Source organism: Paenibacillus provencensis, assembly GCF_042678545.1.
GTDB lineage: Bacteria > Bacillota > Bacilli > Paenibacillales > Paenibacillaceae > Paenibacillus > Paenibacillus provencensis.
In genome coordinates this window covers 184389-201741 of sequence record NZ_JBHTKX010000002.1, presented here as the reverse complement: position 1 = coordinate 201741, position 17353 = coordinate 184389, and the positions used below count along the sequence as shown (strand labels likewise).

17 protein-coding genes are annotated in these 17353 nt (G+C 47.4%); 1 reads left to right on the top strand and 16 read right to left on the bottom strand.

Annotation, left to right across the window (positions count from 1 at the left end; all coding sequences use genetic code 11):
- Positions 1–2: 2 nt before the first annotated feature.
- The 8 genes from abc-f to ACFQ3J_RS17070 all read right to left on the bottom strand — a co-directional run bounded on the left by abc-f (position 3) and on the right by ACFQ3J_RS17070 (position 7248).
- Positions 3–1661 carry a ribosomal protection-like ABC-F family protein gene (gene abc-f, locus ACFQ3J_RS17105; protein WP_379293489.1) on the bottom strand — a complete coding sequence of 553 codons (1659 nt, stop codon included), beginning with the start codon at positions 1659–1661 and terminating at the stop codon, positions 3–5.
- Positions 1662–1777: 116 nt separating this feature from the next.
- On the bottom strand, positions 1778–1918 hold the full coding sequence (locus tag ACFQ3J_RS17100; RefSeq protein ID WP_251583013.1) for a hypothetical protein: 141 nt from the start codon (positions 1916–1918) through the stop codon (positions 1778–1780).
- Positions 1919–2027: 109 nt separating this feature from the next.
- Positions 2028–3026: a glycosyltransferase gene (locus tag ACFQ3J_RS17095; RefSeq protein ID WP_251583015.1), complete on the bottom strand. Its 999-nt coding sequence runs from the start codon at positions 3024–3026 to the stop codon at positions 2028–2030.
- A gap of 141 nt (positions 3027–3167) precedes the next feature.
- Positions 3168–3383, bottom strand: coding sequence for a cold-shock protein (locus ACFQ3J_RS17090; RefSeq protein WP_091160102.1), 216 nt, complete (start codon positions 3381–3383; stop codon positions 3168–3170).
- 124 nt (positions 3384–3507) lie between these two features.
- The gene (locus tag ACFQ3J_RS17085; protein WP_091160101.1) at positions 3508–3711 is read right to left on the bottom strand and encodes a cold-shock protein; all 204 of its coding nucleotides are present in this window, start codon (positions 3709–3711) and stop codon (positions 3508–3510) included.
- A 330-nt stretch (positions 3712–4041) separates the two neighbouring features.
- Entirely contained in the window at positions 4042–4809 is a 768-nt protein-coding gene (locus ACFQ3J_RS17080; protein ID WP_251583016.1) for a glycerophosphodiester phosphodiesterase family protein, read from the bottom strand.
- A 216-nt stretch (positions 4810–5025) separates the two neighbouring features.
- Positions 5026–6459, bottom strand: coding sequence for a pectate lyase family protein (locus tag ACFQ3J_RS17075; RefSeq protein ID WP_251583185.1), 1434 nt, complete (start codon positions 6457–6459; stop codon positions 5026–5028).
- A gap of 273 nt (positions 6460–6732) precedes the next feature.
- Complete coding sequence (locus tag ACFQ3J_RS17070) at positions 6733–7248, bottom strand: DUF2179 domain-containing protein (RefSeq protein WP_091160098.1); 516 nt, start codon at positions 7246–7248, stop codon at positions 6733–6735.
- A 239-nt stretch (positions 7249–7487) separates the two neighbouring features.
- Between ACFQ3J_RS17070 and ACFQ3J_RS17065 the strand changes: the two genes are divergently transcribed.
- Entirely contained in the window at positions 7488–8522 is a 1035-nt protein-coding gene (locus ACFQ3J_RS17065) for a Leu/Phe/Val dehydrogenase (RefSeq protein ID WP_251583018.1), read from the top strand.
- 1 nt (position 8523) lies between these two features.
- On the opposite strand, the gene ACFQ3J_RS17060 is transcribed toward ACFQ3J_RS17065, so the two are convergent.
- The 8 genes from ACFQ3J_RS17060 to ACFQ3J_RS17025 form a co-directional block, all read right to left on the bottom strand.
- A complete protein-coding gene (locus ACFQ3J_RS17060) occupies positions 8524–10137 on the bottom strand; it encodes an alkaline phosphatase family protein (protein ID WP_251583020.1) in 1614 nt (537 codons plus the stop codon).
- Between the two features lie 256 nt (positions 10138–10393).
- Positions 10394–11005 carry a PepSY domain-containing protein gene (locus ACFQ3J_RS17055; protein WP_251583022.1) on the bottom strand — a complete coding sequence of 204 codons (612 nt, stop codon included), beginning with the start codon at positions 11003–11005 and terminating at the stop codon, positions 10394–10396.
- Positions 11006–11171: 166 nt separating this feature from the next.
- Positions 11172–11951, bottom strand: a complete 780-nt coding sequence (locus ACFQ3J_RS17050) for a PepSY domain-containing protein (protein ID WP_251583024.1) — start codon at positions 11949–11951, stop codon at positions 11172–11174.
- Between the two features lie 78 nt (positions 11952–12029).
- Positions 12030–13400: a sensor histidine kinase gene (locus ACFQ3J_RS17045; RefSeq protein ID WP_091160090.1), complete on the bottom strand. Its 1371-nt coding sequence runs from the start codon at positions 13398–13400 to the stop codon at positions 12030–12032.
- Complete coding sequence (locus tag ACFQ3J_RS17040) at positions 13397–14113, bottom strand: response regulator transcription factor (protein ID WP_251583026.1); 717 nt, start codon at positions 14111–14113, stop codon at positions 13397–13399. The genes ACFQ3J_RS17045 and ACFQ3J_RS17040 overlap by 4 nt, the downstream gene beginning before the upstream one ends.
- Before the next feature lie 50 nt (positions 14114–14163).
- Positions 14164–14808, bottom strand: coding sequence for an SDR family oxidoreductase (locus ACFQ3J_RS17035; RefSeq protein ID WP_251583028.1), 645 nt, complete (start codon positions 14806–14808; stop codon positions 14164–14166).
- Positions 14809–15113: 305 nt separating this feature from the next.
- The gene (locus ACFQ3J_RS17030; RefSeq protein WP_091160085.1) at positions 15114–16295 is read right to left on the bottom strand and encodes an NAD(P)/FAD-dependent oxidoreductase; all 1182 of its coding nucleotides are present in this window, start codon (positions 16293–16295) and stop codon (positions 15114–15116) included.
- A 36-nt stretch (positions 16296–16331) separates the two neighbouring features.
- Positions 16332–16766, bottom strand: a complete 435-nt coding sequence (locus ACFQ3J_RS17025) for a DUF1641 domain-containing protein (RefSeq protein ID WP_091160084.1) — start codon at positions 16764–16766, stop codon at positions 16332–16334.
- Positions 16767–17353 lie beyond the last annotated feature (587 nt).

The following is a 17353-nucleotide window of genomic DNA, read 5'->3' as shown; positions in this document are numbered from 1 at the left end:
GCTTAAGTTACAAATGATGCACCATCTTCTTTTTCTTTTTTCTTCTCTGCATAGTAATCATAGTTGCCAAGATACACCTTGAGAGCCCCTTCATGCAGCTCCCATACCTTCCCCGCTAGCCGATTGATAAAATAACGATCATGAGAGATAGCCAGCACGGTCCCTTGGTAATCCTCGAGCGCTTCCTCAAGCGCTTCCCTTGAAGAAATGTCCAGATGATTGGTCGGCTCATCGAGCAGCAGAACATTAGGCTTATTATTCACGAGGACGGCGAGCCTGAGCCTCGACCACTCTCCGCCTGACAGCTTGCCGATCTCCCGAAACACATCAGGTCCATAAAACATATACTTCGCAAGGATTCCTCTTGCGGCGCCTTCCTCCATACCTGCCTCTTCCCGAAAAAATTCAAGCACCGTCTTCTTGGGCGCCTTCCTCTCTTCCTGCTGAGCAAGATAGCCGATCGTAACTCCGCTGCCCCATTCAATATATCCCTCATCTGCCTGTTCGTCACCGAGCAGCAGCTTGAAGAAGGTCGATTTGCCAGAGCCATTGGTGCCGAGCAGGGCAATTTTGTCCCGAAATTCAATCATTCCCTCCACATCCTGAAGAATCCGTTTATCCGCGAATTGTTTACACAGCGCTTCAAATAGTAACACGACCTGTCCGGAACGATCTCTCGTCCCCAGATCAAAGGAAGCATGCTTGGGATTCAGCACCGGCCTCTTCACCTGTTCGATTCGAGCCAGCGCTTTACGGATGGAGGCTGCACGTTTGAAGAACTTCTCATTCCCGCCAATCCGTCCCCATTCCTCGAGCTGACGAATCGTTTCTTTCATCTTCTTGACCTGCTTCTGCTGCTCCTGATATTCGGCAAACTGCTGCAGTACACGCTCCTCCTTCATACGGACATAGCCTGTATAACTGCTCAGGAATGTGCTCGCTTCACCATCTTCTATCTCAACAATTTTGGTCACAACCCGATCGAGGAAGAAGCGATCATGCGATACAATAATGCACGCCCCTGAATATTGCCGCAAAAATTGCTCCAGCCACTCCATCCCCTTCAGATCCAGATGGTTGGTCGGTTCATCGAGTAACAGCAGCTCCGGCTTCATAATCAGCTGAGATGCGAGCACAATCCGGGTCTTCTCCCCGCCGGATAGTGTGTCGAATGGCCGAGTATACATAAATTTCATAATGCCGAGCCCTGTCGCCACCTGATCAATGCTTGCATCGATCTCGTAGCCTCCACCTCGTTCATACTCCTCCTGAAGCACAGCGTATTTATGCAGCAGCCGTTCAAGTGAGTCTGGATCAGCTGCTGCAGCCGGATCACTCATTCGCTGCTCCATCCGGGACATCTTCTGCCGGCAGTCAGCCAGTCTGCTGAAGCCATGCGACAGCACCTCGTAAACCGTCAGCTTCTCAAATGCAACGGGAATCTGCGGTAAGTACCCGACGCGGGCTTCCTTTTTCACCGTAAGCATACCGTCATCCGGCTTCTCTAATCTTGCAATGAGTGACAGCAGCGTTGATTTGCCACTTCCGTTCGCACCGATAAGGCCTACCTTCTCGCCTTCATGCACTTCAATAGTTACGTCTGCCAGTACCCGATTGGCACCGTGATATTTTTGTATGTTTTGACCGTTCATTATAATCATTTCTATGGATCCTCCTATGGTGTAGAAGACCCTGACCTTAGCCGCAAAAAAAAAGAGCCGCGGGAACAAGCCCCGTGACCCTTCTTCGGAAACAACTACTGATCCGTTCCTAGAGGTTATGGCAGGCATCTTCTCGAATGGGTAACGATATGGGACAATTGGACAGACTTCTCCCGTATTACGAAACCTCTGAAAAAGATGCCAGACAGCACCATTGGCAGCTGGCTCAAGCGGTTGTTTACCCATTCGAAATTCACCTACCTCACCTCCTCTCATCAAAGTTACTGTTACTATACCATAAAAAGGATTGTTACCACACCAGGCTCGTGCGGAAAAAATGTCTATAGCTGTTTTTTACCAAGCCAACTACTTAAGCCATGCTTCAAAGAACCTGTGATAACCTTCCTTCATCACCGTTCTGGAAAATGCACTGAAGGCATAATCGCGATTTTCCTCAGACGTTCTACGCGGAGAGGCGCAAGCCATGTTCACCAGCTCGAAGAAGTTGCGATCATTTCCGCTGAAGGCATGGGTAGAATTGATATGTCCGTAGCAGGGATGCTCGGGCTTCACTACCATTTTGCCCATCGCCAGCGCTTCTGTCAGCGGCATCGCAAACGTATCAAAGCGAGAAGAGCTCCAGTATACCTTGGAGGAATTCATCAGCTCGAACACCTCATCTTGGGTCAGAGCAAAGCGAAGCTTGATGTTATCCGGAATATCATACTTCTTCATGCTCTCCTCATACCGGCCTCCACCGAACACCATGAAGACCTCCTTGTCCGGATTCTGTCTCGCATACTCCAGCACGAGATCCGGCCTGCGATTGGCCTCATCCCGGCCAATCCACATGACCCGGTTATCAACGACGGCAGACGGATCATAATGCTTCCTCGCCAGCTCTTCATCGAATCCAATCGGAATGACGGTAATGTCCCGAACACCGAAATTCGAGCTCATTTCCCGCTTCAGAAATTCCGTCTGCACGATCGCCTTGTCCACAATCGAATAGAATGGCTTCATCATCTCATAGCCGGTCAGAGCAGGATCGGGGAAGCTGTGCGGGAAAAGCACGCTGTTCTCCAGAAACATTTTCAGAAAAGTAAATCCGGATACGGTATAAATGACATGCTCAATATGTTGAGAATAGATCTGATCCAGCACGATATCGTAATTAACCAGATCTCCCTTCTCGTGCTCATAGCCTGGAACCCAGTCATATCCGCTGACATGCCGCTCCGGCGATATAAACACGATCTCGACACCCAGCTCCCGTCCGATGCTCTGCAGCCTGTCTGCAAACACCCGGGGTCCCTGTGCTTCGGTAAACTGAATTTTGCGCATCACGAGTCCAACCTTATCCAATAACCTTCTCCCCTTATCGTCATATGGATAAATATAATATAGAAAAAACCGCCATAGGGGAAGGAGTAACCTTACCTTATCGCGGTACACTTACAGAGCTATGCTATTTCTTGTATTCCATTTGTATCAACATACAAAAAACTAACCTTTTTTCATTGCTTTCAGATCACTGGTTGCGTTGGAGAGTATAGGCAACATTCTCATCTGCCGCTCCATTGGCGAGGAACATAGACTGCAGCTTGGTTCGCTCTCGAACGTAAAGTCGTCCCTCATCCAGCCTTTGCAGTCATCATTGGTACATGACCACACTTTTGTGTTTTCCTCGGGGATTTCCTCTGTTACTTGACGTCTGTACATGAATACTTCCCCTCCTATCTACGCAAATAAACGGCTCTATTCCGTCTATCCCGCATTCGCTATTTTGGAGTGAAAACAAGAACTGCCTTCAACTTGTCAGTTAAAGGCAGTTTAGCAGGTCGGCTTAGTATACTTTTACTACGTTCTCTGCTTGTGGTCCGCGGTTTCCTTCTACCACGTTGAATTCAACGCGTTGTCCTTCGTCGAGGGTTTTGAAACCGTCGCCAGTGATTGCGCTGAAATGTACGAAAACGTCGCTTCCGCCTTCAACTTCGATGAAACCGAAGCCTTTCTCTGCGTTAAACCATTTAACTGTACCTGTTTGCATTAGGGTCATTCTCCTTTACACTATATTAATATGGTTATTTTCATTTAAAAAAATTCACATATTGGAAAAAGTGCCATTTCGAAATGAAGCTCTTTCCAAAATGTGAATTACACCGTTTCATATACCTTATCATATTTAAATCAACAATGCAATAGAAATTAAGAAAAAATTACTTTATTTACCAAACTAAATTGTTTGTTCTTATATTTGACGTATGATGCTGGCTTAAAAAAGTAAGCTGTGGCATGCCTGTGGCATGCCTCTGACATTCCCCGCCTCTTCATTATTCCCCAGTTCAGGCTTCGGCATACCACAGCATTTGGCATATTTTTAAGCTGTGCCTTCCAGCCGCTGTTTAATGCGCAAAGCAGGAAGTGGGTCGTTGCAGGTCATCATCTGCGTTCCGCAGCCGACTGCATACAGTACACTGTCACTCGTGTCTGGACAGTAGCTCCACACCTGCAGCCCCATATTCCGGAATGCTTGTACATCTTCCCGATTCAGGATCGCCAGCTCCATCGCTAGAGCCCACATTTTGGAGTAAGTACCGTCCTCTCCTGGAACAAAATTACGCATAACCTCACCCTTAAATCCTTGGGTCTTGGCTCCGTATTGATCATACAGGTAAGCGATAATATCAGCATCAAAGCAGGTAAAGACACACCTCTCGTACAGACCATGCTCATGCAGCAGCTCTATTGCAGCATCGGCTGTGTCCTTCGCATCCGCGCTGGATTTGATCTCCACGTTCAGCAACATGTCCGGATATCCGGCAAGCAGCTGGCACAGCTCTTGAAATGCAGGAATTCTAAGTCCTTCGAACTCCGGAGCGAACCAGCCTCCGGCATCCAGCTCCTTCAGCTCCGCGAGCGTCTTCTCCCTCACTTCACCGCTGCCATTCGTCGTGCGGTCCACTGTTGCATCGTGAATAACGACGACCTCACGGTCCTTCGACATGCGCAGATCAAACTCCAGCATGTGACAACCCACTTCGATAGCGCGCTTGAAGGATAGCAGCGTATTCTCCGGGTAAGCCGATTTATAACCCCGATGTCCTGCCACGACCATGCCTGTTATGGATTCCAGTTGCTCAATCATCTTTGTATATAACCTCCTTATCAACATCTAGGTCTTAAATTACATATTACGATGATTTTTAAAGGAGACTGTTAACGGAGTGTGAAATATATGTCATCATTTAAATGAGTTATGGAGAAGGATCCATGTATAACTTAACAAAAAAAGCCCAGCGAGCTCTGATTAGCGGTGCTCACTGGGCTGTATGATCTCAACAAATATGGAGTGACACTACATTTAGTACGCTGTCTTCAGCCAGTTATCCTTGCTCCAGCTCAGTATGCCTGCTCCCGCTCCTGCCGCTCCCGTGAGTCTTGATTGGAGCGTCGAAGGATCATCCATCGTATAGCTGTAAGGCAGCGAGCTCATACCGCTCCAGCTGAACGGGATGATTACCGCAGGTACAGGTGCGAGCGGACTACCTGCCGTATCGCTGCTGCCCCGGAACGAGGAGCCGTCTAGCGAATACATCGTGTCCACAGCTCGAATTTTACCGGTGTATGAAGCGTCGGATGGGTCCGTCTGGTTGTTGCGCATCGGATACTGGATGCCGATAATGCTTGATTTCTCAACCAATACGGCGCCTCCCTCTGTTGAGATGGCTCCATTGCTCGTTACATCAAACTTATAGCCTTTGGATGAAATAGCGGAAGCCATCGCCGGTGTAATTCGCTGCTTGGCAAGCCTCGCTTCCCCGCTGTCCATAACGATGTTGTAGGCGTGCGCATTTCCGCCCCGCAGGCGCGGCAGACGGTCCTGAACATCCTTGTAGTAGTTATGGTGTACTGTAATGGACAGACTCGGGTTTCCTGAATCAAAAGAGGTGGAGCCGACGAGATGACCTTTTTTCTGAGAGGCAGCAATCGCAATAATATCGTCCTTGCTCAGACCTACGGCGGTGCTTCGCAAATAGTTGTACATCGGATAGGATGAACGGTTTGCTTCCAGTTCATTGATCTGCTGTGTAACCCAGCTGTTTGCACTTCTGTCATCTCCCTTGAATACAGACCACGAGATCGTCACACCATTCGTTCCTTTTTTTGCATCGACCAGCCCGTCATAGGCTTTATGAAACGTGCAGTGGTCAATCCACACTTTACTGGTCTCCTCCAGGGTAATGTAATCCCAGTCATTCTTGTCGTAATCTCCCTTGGAGGACTCATCCCACTCCCACAGCTCATCAAACTCAAGGTTCCGAATAATCACGTTCTGGCTGCGCTTCACGCTGATGGCTGCATGCTTGATGGCGGCTCCATTTGCAGAGAAGATCGTAAGCCCGTTAAAGCCGTCAATGGTCAGCTTGCTGACACCTGTCTGCTTCAGAACCGGGTGTGTTAGGGCATCATTATGCTCGGCAAAAGGCGACTTCTGGGCAGCGGCAGGGAGCTCGTTCCAGCCCAAATCAAGATCGTTCATGATTTCTACTACTTTTACGCCAGAGCCTTTCTTTAATGCGGCCGCCAGTTCTGTGGCATTATAAACTTTCCGATACTTCGCTGTGTCGGTCTCGCTGACAATGCCTCCTCCCGCATTACCGGCCGAGAATCCTGTCAGGTTATAATCTGCATTTCCTGCGGCAACCGTCTGCTGTAGAGGGACAACCGTTATGACAAGCGCGAGACTAATCACCGCTGCAAACAGTGTACTCCAGGGTTTGTGCTTTCTTTTCATCATTCATCGCCTCCTCTGTTTCGAATTGCTCTCAATTTAATCAATGGAATAGATTACAGCAATAATCAGCAGAACAGCTGTGAGCTGAACAATGCACTCACTCGGCAAGACAATAATCATTTCTTCACATGCTCTGCAATAGAAAAAGAGCCCGCTCACGCCGCTAGGGTGCTCGCCAGGCTCTTTTAGATTATTTGGACTACTAGATCATTAAGAACTTACAATCATTATCTCATTTCTATCGAATCTTTTTTGGGATGAAGCTATTCTCCGCTATCTCTTAATGGATCTTGTCCAGAAGCCGCCATGGAACTGCTTAGGCTCCACCGTTATAATAAATGCTTTGGGATCGAGCTCCAGAATGGACTGATACAGCCTCTTCTGATTTTTGCGCTTTGCCAGTATTTCCATTACAAGCCGGTCACCATCTCGGCCATTGCCGAGCCATGAGGTAACACCGTAGCCTTTTTCTCTAAGTGTGGTTACTATCGTTCCTCTTGCCTGATCACAGATCACTTTGACCGTCACATAACCGAGCGCGATCTTCTCCTCAATCCAAGCTCCAATCAGGATACCTAAACCATAACCGAGCGCATATACGATCAAGGCGGCAGCCTGATCCAAATAACTAAGCACCAGATTTAAGCCAAGCACGTAAATGACGATTTCCATCATACTGATCAGTGCCGCGATATACTTCTGGCCCTTCAGCGTCAGAATCATTCGCAGCGTGTAAGCTGATACATATACAATCTGGATCGCAAAAATAAAAAGCAACGTTGTGCCCATGTCATCACACTCCTATCTGCCAAGCTGTTAGCACCAAACGCTCTTCTTATCTGGCGCCTCATCCGAATGTTCCTAAATACAGCATATCCAATTGTATTACACCTGTATTATTATACTGAAACAAGCCATTTCTTGCGATGCACCAATAATCAGTACATCTGTCCATGCGCTTTCAAGAGACGATTCGAATATATTAGACAAATATATGGATATAGAATAATGGAGGAGGCGCATCAGACATGGATGTCTGGAGGGCAATGCAGGACCACGGGATGGAAGAGCTCATATTTTGTCAGGATCAGAAGAGCGGTCTCAAAGCCGTTATCGCCTTGCACAGTACCAAGCTGGGACCTGCCTTGGGGGGCTGCCGCTTATGGTCATATGCTTCGGAACAGGAAGCCATTGAAGATGCCATGAAGCTTGCTAAAGGCATGACCTATAAGGCAGCTATATCTGGCCTGCCATACGGCGGGGGCAAGGCCGTGGTGTTGAAGCATGTCGGTATGAAGCGGGATGCGGCATTTGCTGCACTCGGTCGATTCATAGAGAGGCTGCATGGAGAATATATTACCGGGGTCGATCTCGGAACGACTCCACAGGATATGGACCAGATTAACCGTGAAACCAGGCATGTGACCGATCAGAGCGGAACACTGGGAGCAACCGGAAATTTCACTGCCGAAATGACTGCCTATGGTGTATTTCTTGGCATACAGACTTCGTTAACCTGCAAATATGGGCTGACCGATATGAAAGGAGTTCGAATCGCGCTCCAAGGGCTTGGCAAAGTCGGATATGCCTTGGCAAGACGTCTTCATCAGGCTGGAGCTCAGCTGATTGTATCTGATATTGATCCGGGAAAAATAAGCCAAGCTGTGCAAAAATTTAATGCATTACCCGTCTCATCCGAGAATATTCATCTGCACAGCTGTGAGGTCTATGCTCCCTGCGCTATGGGCGGAACGCTCACTCATCTGAGCATTCCCCAATTGTCCTGCGGGATTGTTGCCGGTGCAGCCAACAACCAATTAGCTGATGAACAGCTGTGTGACATGCTGGAACAGCGAAATATTCTGTATGCCCCTGATTATGCCATCAATGCAGGTGGAATTCTCAGTACTGGCGCAGAGCTTGCCGGAACCGGGGCCCGAGGAGCCACAGCAGCGGTTGAGAAGATACCAGGTACCCTTAAGCATCTGTACGAGTATGCTCGTAAGAATGGCATTACAACTGCTTCAGCAGCGGATACAATTGCCGAAGCGAAATTCGCTTGAATCAGTCCTTGAGCAGCTTCTGCAGATACAGCTTTAAATCAATGATTCTTAAATCTTTGGGCGGCTGCTGATCCGTTCCACAAATAATCAGAGGGACAAGAGACTCGTCCTTACGAATGGACCCATGTCCGCCCCCACCATGATGTGTCGGCGAGCTGCGATCCGCTAACTCATATCCCGGCTTTGCTGTGACAACTAGGAAATCTCCTTGATGGGAGTGAAGCGCACTAGATAATCGCCGCAGCACATCAGGATAGTCACCATATTTCAGCGATCCACTCCCTTGATCTATATTCAGATCCAGCACCTCCGGCGCCTCTTCAATCGTCCAATTCTGCTGGTAGGGATCGACAAGGCCCCCGCCAACTCGGTACATCAGCCGTTTGTTCGTCTCCCCTTGAAGTACATGGATCCATCCACCCTCCTTCCAGGATACAAAATCGATACGGGGGTCTGCTGTCATCACACGAGCCCATTCTTCATAGGGCTTCGCCGTATTGTTCGGATACACATAAGCCATTGTTTCATTCACAGCGAGAATGATATCTGTCTCTTCTGTGACTTCCTCACCTGCACGCAATACCTTATAATCTGTGAACAGATCAGGAAGATCAATCACAGCGTTCTGATCCTCGGGTAGCAGCCTCGTCATCCCGCTGTCTCCAGCAATAATAAAAACCGTCTTATCCACTGCTGTCTCTCTCGATCCAAAAGCCTGCAGCATTTCCTCAAGCTGCCTGTCCACTTCTTTGACTCCCTCCAGTCCAGGCGGGCCGCTCTTATGCATTTTTTGATCCAGGTCCGGTAGATAGGCAAATAAGAAATCAGGCAGTTTATTTTGCTTCACCAAATATTTTACTGCTTCTACCGAGTATTTGTTCGTGAGGCCCATCCGATCGGGAAGACCATCAGGCAGATTATGCGTGGACGCATCCTCAGACGCGTTCTCTAATGGATTAGCCATTGAGCCCAGAGCCAGCAAATCTGGACCCTTGACATGGATTTTCTGCGGTAATGATGACGGACCATACACCCAGGCGGGAAGCTGAAGCGTATGATCTGACAGACCGCGATAGATCAACCCGTTTATTGAACCGGATTTTAGATTTTTTCGTGCCAAATCTTCGTAGATTGTAGACCGTTTCGGACTCAGATGGTTACCGTTTAAATTCACGATAGCATCGGACAGCGTTCTATTAATGCCATGCTTCCAGATCTCCATAGGACCGGATCCATAATTGATCAATTTCTTCTCCTGTGCAGAATACCATACGAGCCCTGGAACTTGGTGTTCATCAGGATATGAACCGGTCAGCAAAGAGCTGTCGATAGACACAGACATCGTAGGGAAGGAGGTAACCATATCTCTGTAATATTGACCGTGATCGATTAAGTATTTGAAGCTGGGCAGCTCACCCTGCCGGATTCCCTGATCAATGGCTTCTGCCATTAACGAATCGACCAGCAAGAACATGACTTTCTTGGAATGATCTCTGTTCGCAGACTTCACGTGCAGCAGATCTTGATCCTCGAATTGCGAGCTTTGGTACTGACACCCTGTTGCCAAGCATGTTATGAGGATGATTAGCAGCAATGTGTATCCTATTTTAATCATGTAAGTGCGCACCCTCTCATCTGTCAGATATCGATCCTTTTAAACCAGGACAAGCATTGGAATATTTATAGTTATAGTGATCCTTAAGCAAAAGAATCTTACTAGCATATTATGTAAATTAGTGCGGTCACACTTATACCTCTCATGACATCAAAAAAAGACCCTCTCTCATGAGGGCCTTCTAATCATGCATCTATGGCTATTTGGGTGTGTGTGATTAACTTAATGTCATCAATTAGAATGCTATTGTTAACGATTAATCGTCGTCACGATCATCTTTGTCTATGGACAGCACCTTGCCGGTGTTCGCGTCAATCTCAACCTCTGCTTCATACTTGGAGTTAACGACCTCTACTTCATATTGAAGCCGATTGTCATCCTCGTCCAGCTCAATCTGTACCACCTTGCTGTTACTCAACTGCTTAATCGCAATCTTCTCCGCATCTGCTGCAGACAGCTTCACCGAAGCGATGGCTTCAGACTCGTAACGATCATCATCATCGTCATAGCGGTCATCATCATAACGATCATCATCATGCGTGAATACATCGAGTGTCTTTCCAGTATAAGCATCAATATGAACAGTGACATCTTTGTCGCCTTGCTCGATCTCTACATCATAGAAGGCTTTGTTATTGTATCTCTCCAAATCGATATCATCGATATGACCTTTGTTCCCCGCGGCTTTAAGCGCCGCTTTCTTCGCCTGACCGAAGTTAATCATCGTTTCCGGGTTAAAGGAAGCAGAGGATACTTCACTGTTTCCCGTTGTAGTTGCTGCTTCACTATTACTTGCGGCGAAAATTGCCGTTCCTCCAGCGATCAAACCTACAGCCAACACCCCGCTCAATACGACTTGCTTCTTCATCACTCATCAGCTCCATTTCATGTTATTGGGTTGTTTGTTCTCCCTTACAACACCATCTTACTCCCGCAAAATGAGAACAAAGAAAGAGCAAGATTAGAATTTGATGAGAAAATGAAGTGGTTTCACATCTTTATGATATTGGTTCTAATGATATTGATTTTAATGATTATTCATTCTCATCTTCTTGATCATCATTGTCATCAAAAGCATCCTCATGCATAACAGATTTGACCTTGCCCGTAATGGCAAGCACTTGAACGATCATCTCCTCACCGCTCACATCCTCAATTTCAACCAGATAATACGGAATATCCGATTCTCTGGCACGCAGCTCAATGTCCTCCAATTCTCCATTCACCTCAGCTAAGGCAATATCAATGGCATCCTGTTCACTGATGAGCCGGATTGGCTCCTGTGGATCAGCCGGCTGTCCACTGCCTGTATTCGGATCCTGAGGCTTCAGCTCAGATCGTGACAGAACCTCTCCGCTGTACGGATCAAGCTGTAATTCTACAATTTGATCCGTTGTCTGTACCTCTGCTCTGTAGCGCTTCCCTCCTGAGGATTCAGGAACGAGCTCCAGAAACAGCAGATCTCCTGGAGTATCAGCCAGAACAACTTTTTTAATATCTTCTCTGCTCTGCATTACCGGTGTATTCACTTCGCTCTGTGAAATCTGCTCAATCGTTTGAATGCTCCCACTCTCGGCATCTACCGTTAAACGGTACTCACCACCCGTCTTTGTAACCAGACGAAGGTGATATTCGCTCCCCTGCAATCGGTTATCCTCGATCTTGGAGTCTGGATACTGCTGAAGCACGCTCTCAGATACCGTCTCAGCCGATAATATATCTGATTTATTCCATGGCTGAAAATAATAAAGACCTATCGCTAGCACCAGAATGGCTGCCACACCGCCATATAAACCCCACTTTTTAACGTTCACCAGGAGAACACCTCCTCTTTAAGTTTCATATCACAAGACAGCCATATATGGCTTATAAAGAGCCATTATAGCGGAGCTTTATGAGAATTTGCTGAGAAACGAGGGGAAGCGCAGTATGGCTGTTGTGCCTTCTCCACTACGGCTGCTAAGCTCAATCTCTGCCTGGATATGGCCGGCAATTTCTTTGGCCAGCGACAGTCCAAGCCCTGATCCGCCTTGCTTGCGTGTTCTGGCCTGATCAACACGGTAGAAGCGGTCGAATACTTTGGCAAGCTCACCTTCCGACATGCCAATGCCGTAATCTCTAATCGAGACTTTAATATAACCCTGTTCCTTCTCAACATGGATATCGATTTGCTCTTCACTGTATTTCCTCGCGTTATCGAGGAACAGAATAAGGAGCTGCTTGGCTTTATTGAGATCCGTGATCGCGAACATTTGCTCATCAGCTGCTTCAGTGTGCACATTCACCTCTCTGCGGTAGGCCGTTTGATAGGACCGGGCTGCATCCCGCGTCATATCTGCGATATTGCAGGGTTCAAGCTTCACTTCTGCAGATTCAGTCTGCCTTGCCATGAGCAGCAGCTGCTCTGTCATTTCACGCATCCTGACCGCCTCAGAATGGATGGCCTCAACCGATTCGTTAAACAGATCAGGCCGCTCTGCTCCTCTGCGTTTAAGCAGACTCGCATAGCTCTCAATAACGGTTAAAGGCGTCTTCAGCTCATGGGAGGCGTTGGATACGAATTGCTCCTGCTTCTCATAATTCATCTCCAGCCTGTCAATCATGCGATTGAACGTATTGCCCATCTCAAACAGCTCATCCTTGGATTTCTTCTCCATATTGATGGATTTGAAGCCGCCGCCCTGTTCAATATTTTTCATCGTGTCGATCATCCTTGATATCGGCTTGATAATGATCCCGCTGAGCAGACGACTGGAAATAATGACAGCAATCAGCGCTGCAACAGAGACGGAGAATAGTACGTTGCGCAGGACACGCAGATTATTATCTGCACTTGCCAGACTTTCGGTAATTTGTATATTCACGACCTCACCGTCAACCCAGATGACCGGCATTGATACAAATACGTACCTTGCTCCCTCGACCTCAGTGACCTGTGATATTTTGTTCGGATGGTATGTTACTTCAAGATTACCTAAGTGCTTTTGTGTTTGAGACGTCACGACTGGCCCCTCACCCGACATCCGAACAAGACGGAGCATACCATCTGTCGGAACATAAGCACGAAGGAGATCATCCGGGGCAACATTCTCTGCTGCGCTCCTTATCCCTTCTACAATCGCACCTGCTTCTGCTTCGGCCCGCTCCGTCTGCGTGTTGATCGACATTCGATCAAACAGGATATAGATAAATGCGTTGATCAACAGAAGAAGTATCATAAAAAATACGGACGTATAAACGTAAATCGTCGTTCTCAGCTTCATGCGTCCGCCTTAAGCACGTAACCGACACCGCGCACTGTATGTATAAGTCCTGTTTCATGACCGTGATCCACTTTCTTGCGGACATAACGAATATAGACATCCACTACATTGGTATCTCCCAAATAGTCGTAACCCCACACGGCTTCAAGAATCTGCTCGCGGTTTAAGACTTGGCGCTGATTGCGCAGCAAATAGACAAGCAGATCAAATTCGCGGGGAGTGAGCTCAATAGAGCCATCCCCGCGTTTGACCTCTCTAGTTGCTTCATTCACACGCAGATTACCTGCCGTGAGCCACGTCTCACACTCTCCGGAGTTAGAAGTTGCTGCCGTTTGCGGCTGCATCTTACTGCTCAGACGCAGCGCAGCCCGTACACGAGCAAGTAATTCTTCAATCTGAAACGGTTTGGTTATATAATCCGTTGCCCCCAGATCAAGCCCGGACACCTTATCCTCCACAGATCCCTTAGCTGTCAAGAGAATAACCGGCGTATGTTCATCCTGACTGCGAATTCGGCGCAGCACCTCAATTCCACTGAGTCCCGGCAGCATTACATCGAGCAGAACGAGATCATATCCCCCTTGTTGAAATGCAGTAAGCCCCTCTGTGCCATTCGTCGTTTTATGCACTTTATAATTCTCGTATTCCAGCTCGATTTCAAGCAATCGAGCGATTTTTTCTTCATCCTCAACAATGAGAATAGATGCACTCATGACGACTCCCCCGCTTCATTCATATATGAATATAATCAACAATAAATTGACTAGATTTGTTCAATCACCTCGTTAATGGGTTCTGTTCCGGATACGAGCGGAAATGCCTTTCTGTATGTGTTGTCCGCATCCAGCGCGGCGATAATGACAGCAGCTACATCTTCCCGAGGTATGCTGCTCTCTCCTGCCTCCGGATTTAAAGTCACTTTGCCATTGCCCGGCTCATTCTTAAGCCCTCCAGGACGAATAATCGTATAATTCAAGGATGAACTCTCAAGCCACTTATCTGCATAGTGCTTGGCCACATAGTATGGCTTGATGGAGTCAGGCCACTTGGTTCTGTCTTCTGCATATAGGGCGCTCACCATAATGTAACGAGAGATGCCCGCCTTCTCTGCCGCTTCCATCGTCTTCACCGCACCATCCAGGTCGATGAGCAAGGTCTTGTCTGCACCTGTGTTTCCTCCTGACCCGGCAGTGAAGATAACAGCATCAATTCCCTTCATGGCTTCAGCCAGCTCCTCTACCGTGCCTTCCAGATCGGCAAGCACCGCCTCTACACCTGATTTATCGAGCGCCTCTAACTGCTCCTGCTTACGAACCATAGCACTAACGGTATGTCCCGGGTTCTCTTTCAGCTGAGATACTAGATGTCTTCCAATTTGGCCGTTGGCTCCAATTACGAGTACATTCATGATGTAATAGCTCCCTTCGATTCAATTATGCATACCCTTATGCTATACAAAGGTAGTCCTATCTATTTACCCAATCTGAACGACGTATTGCATCCGTTATATCCCCTAGTCGCCTTGTAACCTATGAATCAATCAAGGCCTCTTACCTAAGATGAATATACAGAACTCTGTCCGGCTGGTCCACTACAGGCTGATTCATGACCCCGATTATGCAAAATCGTGAAATGATGTAATGCAGTTCCGTACTTACAACATGATGATATGCAAAAAGGCGCCCCCTGAGGGACGCCTTGTAAATGAGGAACTTAGTACGCCAGAGCGAACAGACCCTCGATATGTTTCAGGTAACGGATGTTACTTGCTTCTTTCATGAGTGTTGCAGGAAGACCTTTCAGACGAGTCTGGCTTCCTCCAAGCATTGCGATCGCGTCTTTACGTCCAAGGCTTCCCAATGTACCGGAGAAGACAGGAGTGAAGACTTCGAGCTCGCCGCCCTTGATGGTAGCTGCCAGGTTATGTCCGATCGTCTCACCCATCTGCCAAGCAAGCTGTGCTGTTGGAGGGTAAGGACGAGCGCCTTCGCTCGGAATAACAACTGCGCTGTCACCAGCGATGAACACATTCTCATGGGATGTGGAATGCAGTGTTTCTTTTACAGTTGCACGTCCGCGGTTCACTTCGATACCGCAGTTTGCGACTACACTATTACCTTGAACGCCGCCAGTCCAGATCAGAGTGCTTGTCTCGATGGAGCTGCCGTCTTTCAGGAATACCGTATGCTCTTGCATTTCTGTGATCGCTACGCCAACGATGAATTTCACGCCGCGTTTCTCAAGACTTGTTTGAGCGCGCTCAACCAGCTCTGGCGGGAATCCTGCCAGGATCGAAGGACCTGCTTCTACGCTGTAGAGCTCCACTTCGCTGCGGTTGATGCCTTTTTGTTTACAAACTTCAGTAAGCACGTCTGCATACTCACCAACAAGCTCGATACCTGTCAAGCCGCCGCCGCCGATAACGATGGTAGCATCCTTTTTCTCGCCTGTTTTCTTGTATGCATCCAGACGAGCTTCCACGTGAGCGCGAATATTGTTCGCCTCTTCAACCGATTTCAGCGTAAAGCTGTACTCTTGAAGTCCTGGAATACCGAAGAATGCTGTTTCACTACCCAATGCAACAACAAGGTAGTCATAGCTATAGATGGTTCCGCTCTTCATTGTGACTTTGTTCTCGTCAGGCTTGATTTCGGCAACCGTATCAATTTTAAGATTCACGTCTTTACCGCGAAGCAGCTTCTCAAGTGGAAGAGCAACAGCCTTCTCTTTAATCGTACCTGCAGCCAGACGATGCAATTCTGTAATGATTTGGTGAGTCGGGAAGCGGTTCACAACCGTAATCGTTGCTTCTTCAGCAGACAGGTATTGACGCGCTGCAAGTGCGCTAAGCAATCCGCCGTAGCCGCCGCCCAGGATCAAAATTTGCTTCGACATATCCATCCTCCGTTCTTACTTTCGTATGAAAAAATCTTAGTCTTGTTTGTTTTGCTGACGTTCGTTCAAAATGCTCAAGAAAGCTTGGGCAAAACGAAGCGTGTGTTGTACGTTAGGGTCTTTCAGCATTTTGAGCATGCCGAACAAGCCAACAGAAGACTGTTCCGCTTGAGCGCGATCGCCAGCTTCGATGGCTGCAGAAGCAACACCTTTTGCTTTTTCTACTACTGGAGTAGTAAACTCGCCAAAGGCAACTTTCATGTCGTTTACGAATACTTGGTCCTTCGCCAGCCCTTGAGCAAAGTCGTAAGCTGTAGTCATTGCTGTTACCATTTCAGCCAGTTTAGGCAAGTTCTCAACCAGAACAGTAAGAGACTCCTGAACCTCCGGCTTCATCAATTGATCGAGCACATCATTTTGTGCTTGAGGAGCACCTGTAGCAGGTACTTCTTGTTGCGTCGGTTGTGACATAAGAGAACGTCCTCCTTTACTTTGGGTTATAAGCCCGCTCGCCTGACATTTCTGCTAAGCAATCTAGTCGATCAAGGAAGTACATAATTGTAATGTAACAATTTTCACACAAAGAAAGAGCCGTTGCCACTAAGGGCGGCTCAGGCAGCTCTACAGTAGAAGTGTGATGTATTCCATGGATCTATTGCTGACATGAATATGATCATTCTATCGCAATAACAAACTTACCGAACAGGTCATAAAAACGGATCCTATACCCTAATATTACACTTGTTACACGTGAACATGAAATAAATATTTTGGCAATTGTGAATACCTTGTGAACATTGTAACAAATACACCTTTTTTGTCAATACGACGAGTAAAGGCCTCATATCAATCCAAGAATAGCCTGTCTCCGTTATTCGATACTATATACGGTGTCAAAGAGCGTACTGATTACTATATGTATCAACGTATACACTTAAAATTTCCATAAAGTTTTATTCTCACTCTTGTTAATTTTTAACTGCATGAATCCATTTCAACCTTTGTTATGAATGGATTTACCTATCATGCAAAGTCCTCTCAATCCCAATAAAAAAAGA

Excerpts from the sequence above, each read along its gene's own strand:
- abc-f (WP_379293489.1), bottom strand. The coding sequence starts at position 1,661 with ATGATTATAATGAACGGTCAAAACATACAAAAATATCACGGTGCCAAT.
- ACFQ3J_RS17090 (WP_091160102.1), bottom strand. The coding sequence starts at position 3,383 with ATGTACAGACGTCAAGTAACAGAGGAAATCCCCGAGGAAAACACAAAA.
- ACFQ3J_RS17085 (WP_091160101.1), bottom strand. The coding sequence starts at position 3,711 with ATGCAAACAGGTACAGTTAAATGGTTTAACGCAGAGAAAGGCTTCGGT.
- ACFQ3J_RS17080 (WP_251583016.1), bottom strand. The coding sequence starts at position 4,809 with ATGATTGAGCAACTGGAATCCATAACAGGCATGGTCGTGGCAGGACAT.
- ACFQ3J_RS17075 (WP_251583185.1), bottom strand. The coding sequence starts at position 6,459 with ATGAAAAGAAAGCACAAACCCTGGAGTACACTGTTTGCAGCGGTGATT.
- ACFQ3J_RS17070 (WP_091160098.1), bottom strand. The coding sequence starts at position 7,248 with ATGGGCACAACGTTGCTTTTTATTTTTGCGATCCAGATTGTATATGTA.
- ACFQ3J_RS17065 (WP_251583018.1), top strand. The coding sequence starts at position 7,488 with ATGGATGTCTGGAGGGCAATGCAGGACCACGGGATGGAAGAGCTCATA.
- ACFQ3J_RS17060 (WP_251583020.1), bottom strand. The coding sequence starts at position 10,137 with ATGATTAAAATAGGATACACATTGCTGCTAATCATCCTCATAACATGC.
- ACFQ3J_RS17055 (WP_251583022.1), bottom strand. The coding sequence starts at position 11,005 with ATGAAGAAGCAAGTCGTATTGAGCGGGGTGTTGGCTGTAGGTTTGATC.
- ACFQ3J_RS17045 (WP_091160090.1), bottom strand. The coding sequence starts at position 13,400 with ATGAAGCTGAGAACGACGATTTACGTTTATACGTCCGTATTTTTTATG.
- ACFQ3J_RS17040 (WP_251583026.1), bottom strand. The coding sequence starts at position 14,113 with ATGAGTGCATCTATTCTCATTGTTGAGGATGAAGAAAAAATCGCTCGA.
- ACFQ3J_RS17035 (WP_251583028.1), bottom strand. The coding sequence starts at position 14,808 with ATGAATGTACTCGTAATTGGAGCCAACGGCCAAATTGGAAGACATCTA.
- ACFQ3J_RS17030 (WP_091160085.1), bottom strand. The coding sequence starts at position 16,295 with ATGTCGAAGCAAATTTTGATCCTGGGCGGCGGCTACGGCGGATTGCTT.
- ACFQ3J_RS17025 (WP_091160084.1), bottom strand. The coding sequence starts at position 16,766 with ATGTCACAACCGACGCAACAAGAAGTACCTGCTACAGGTGCTCCTCAA.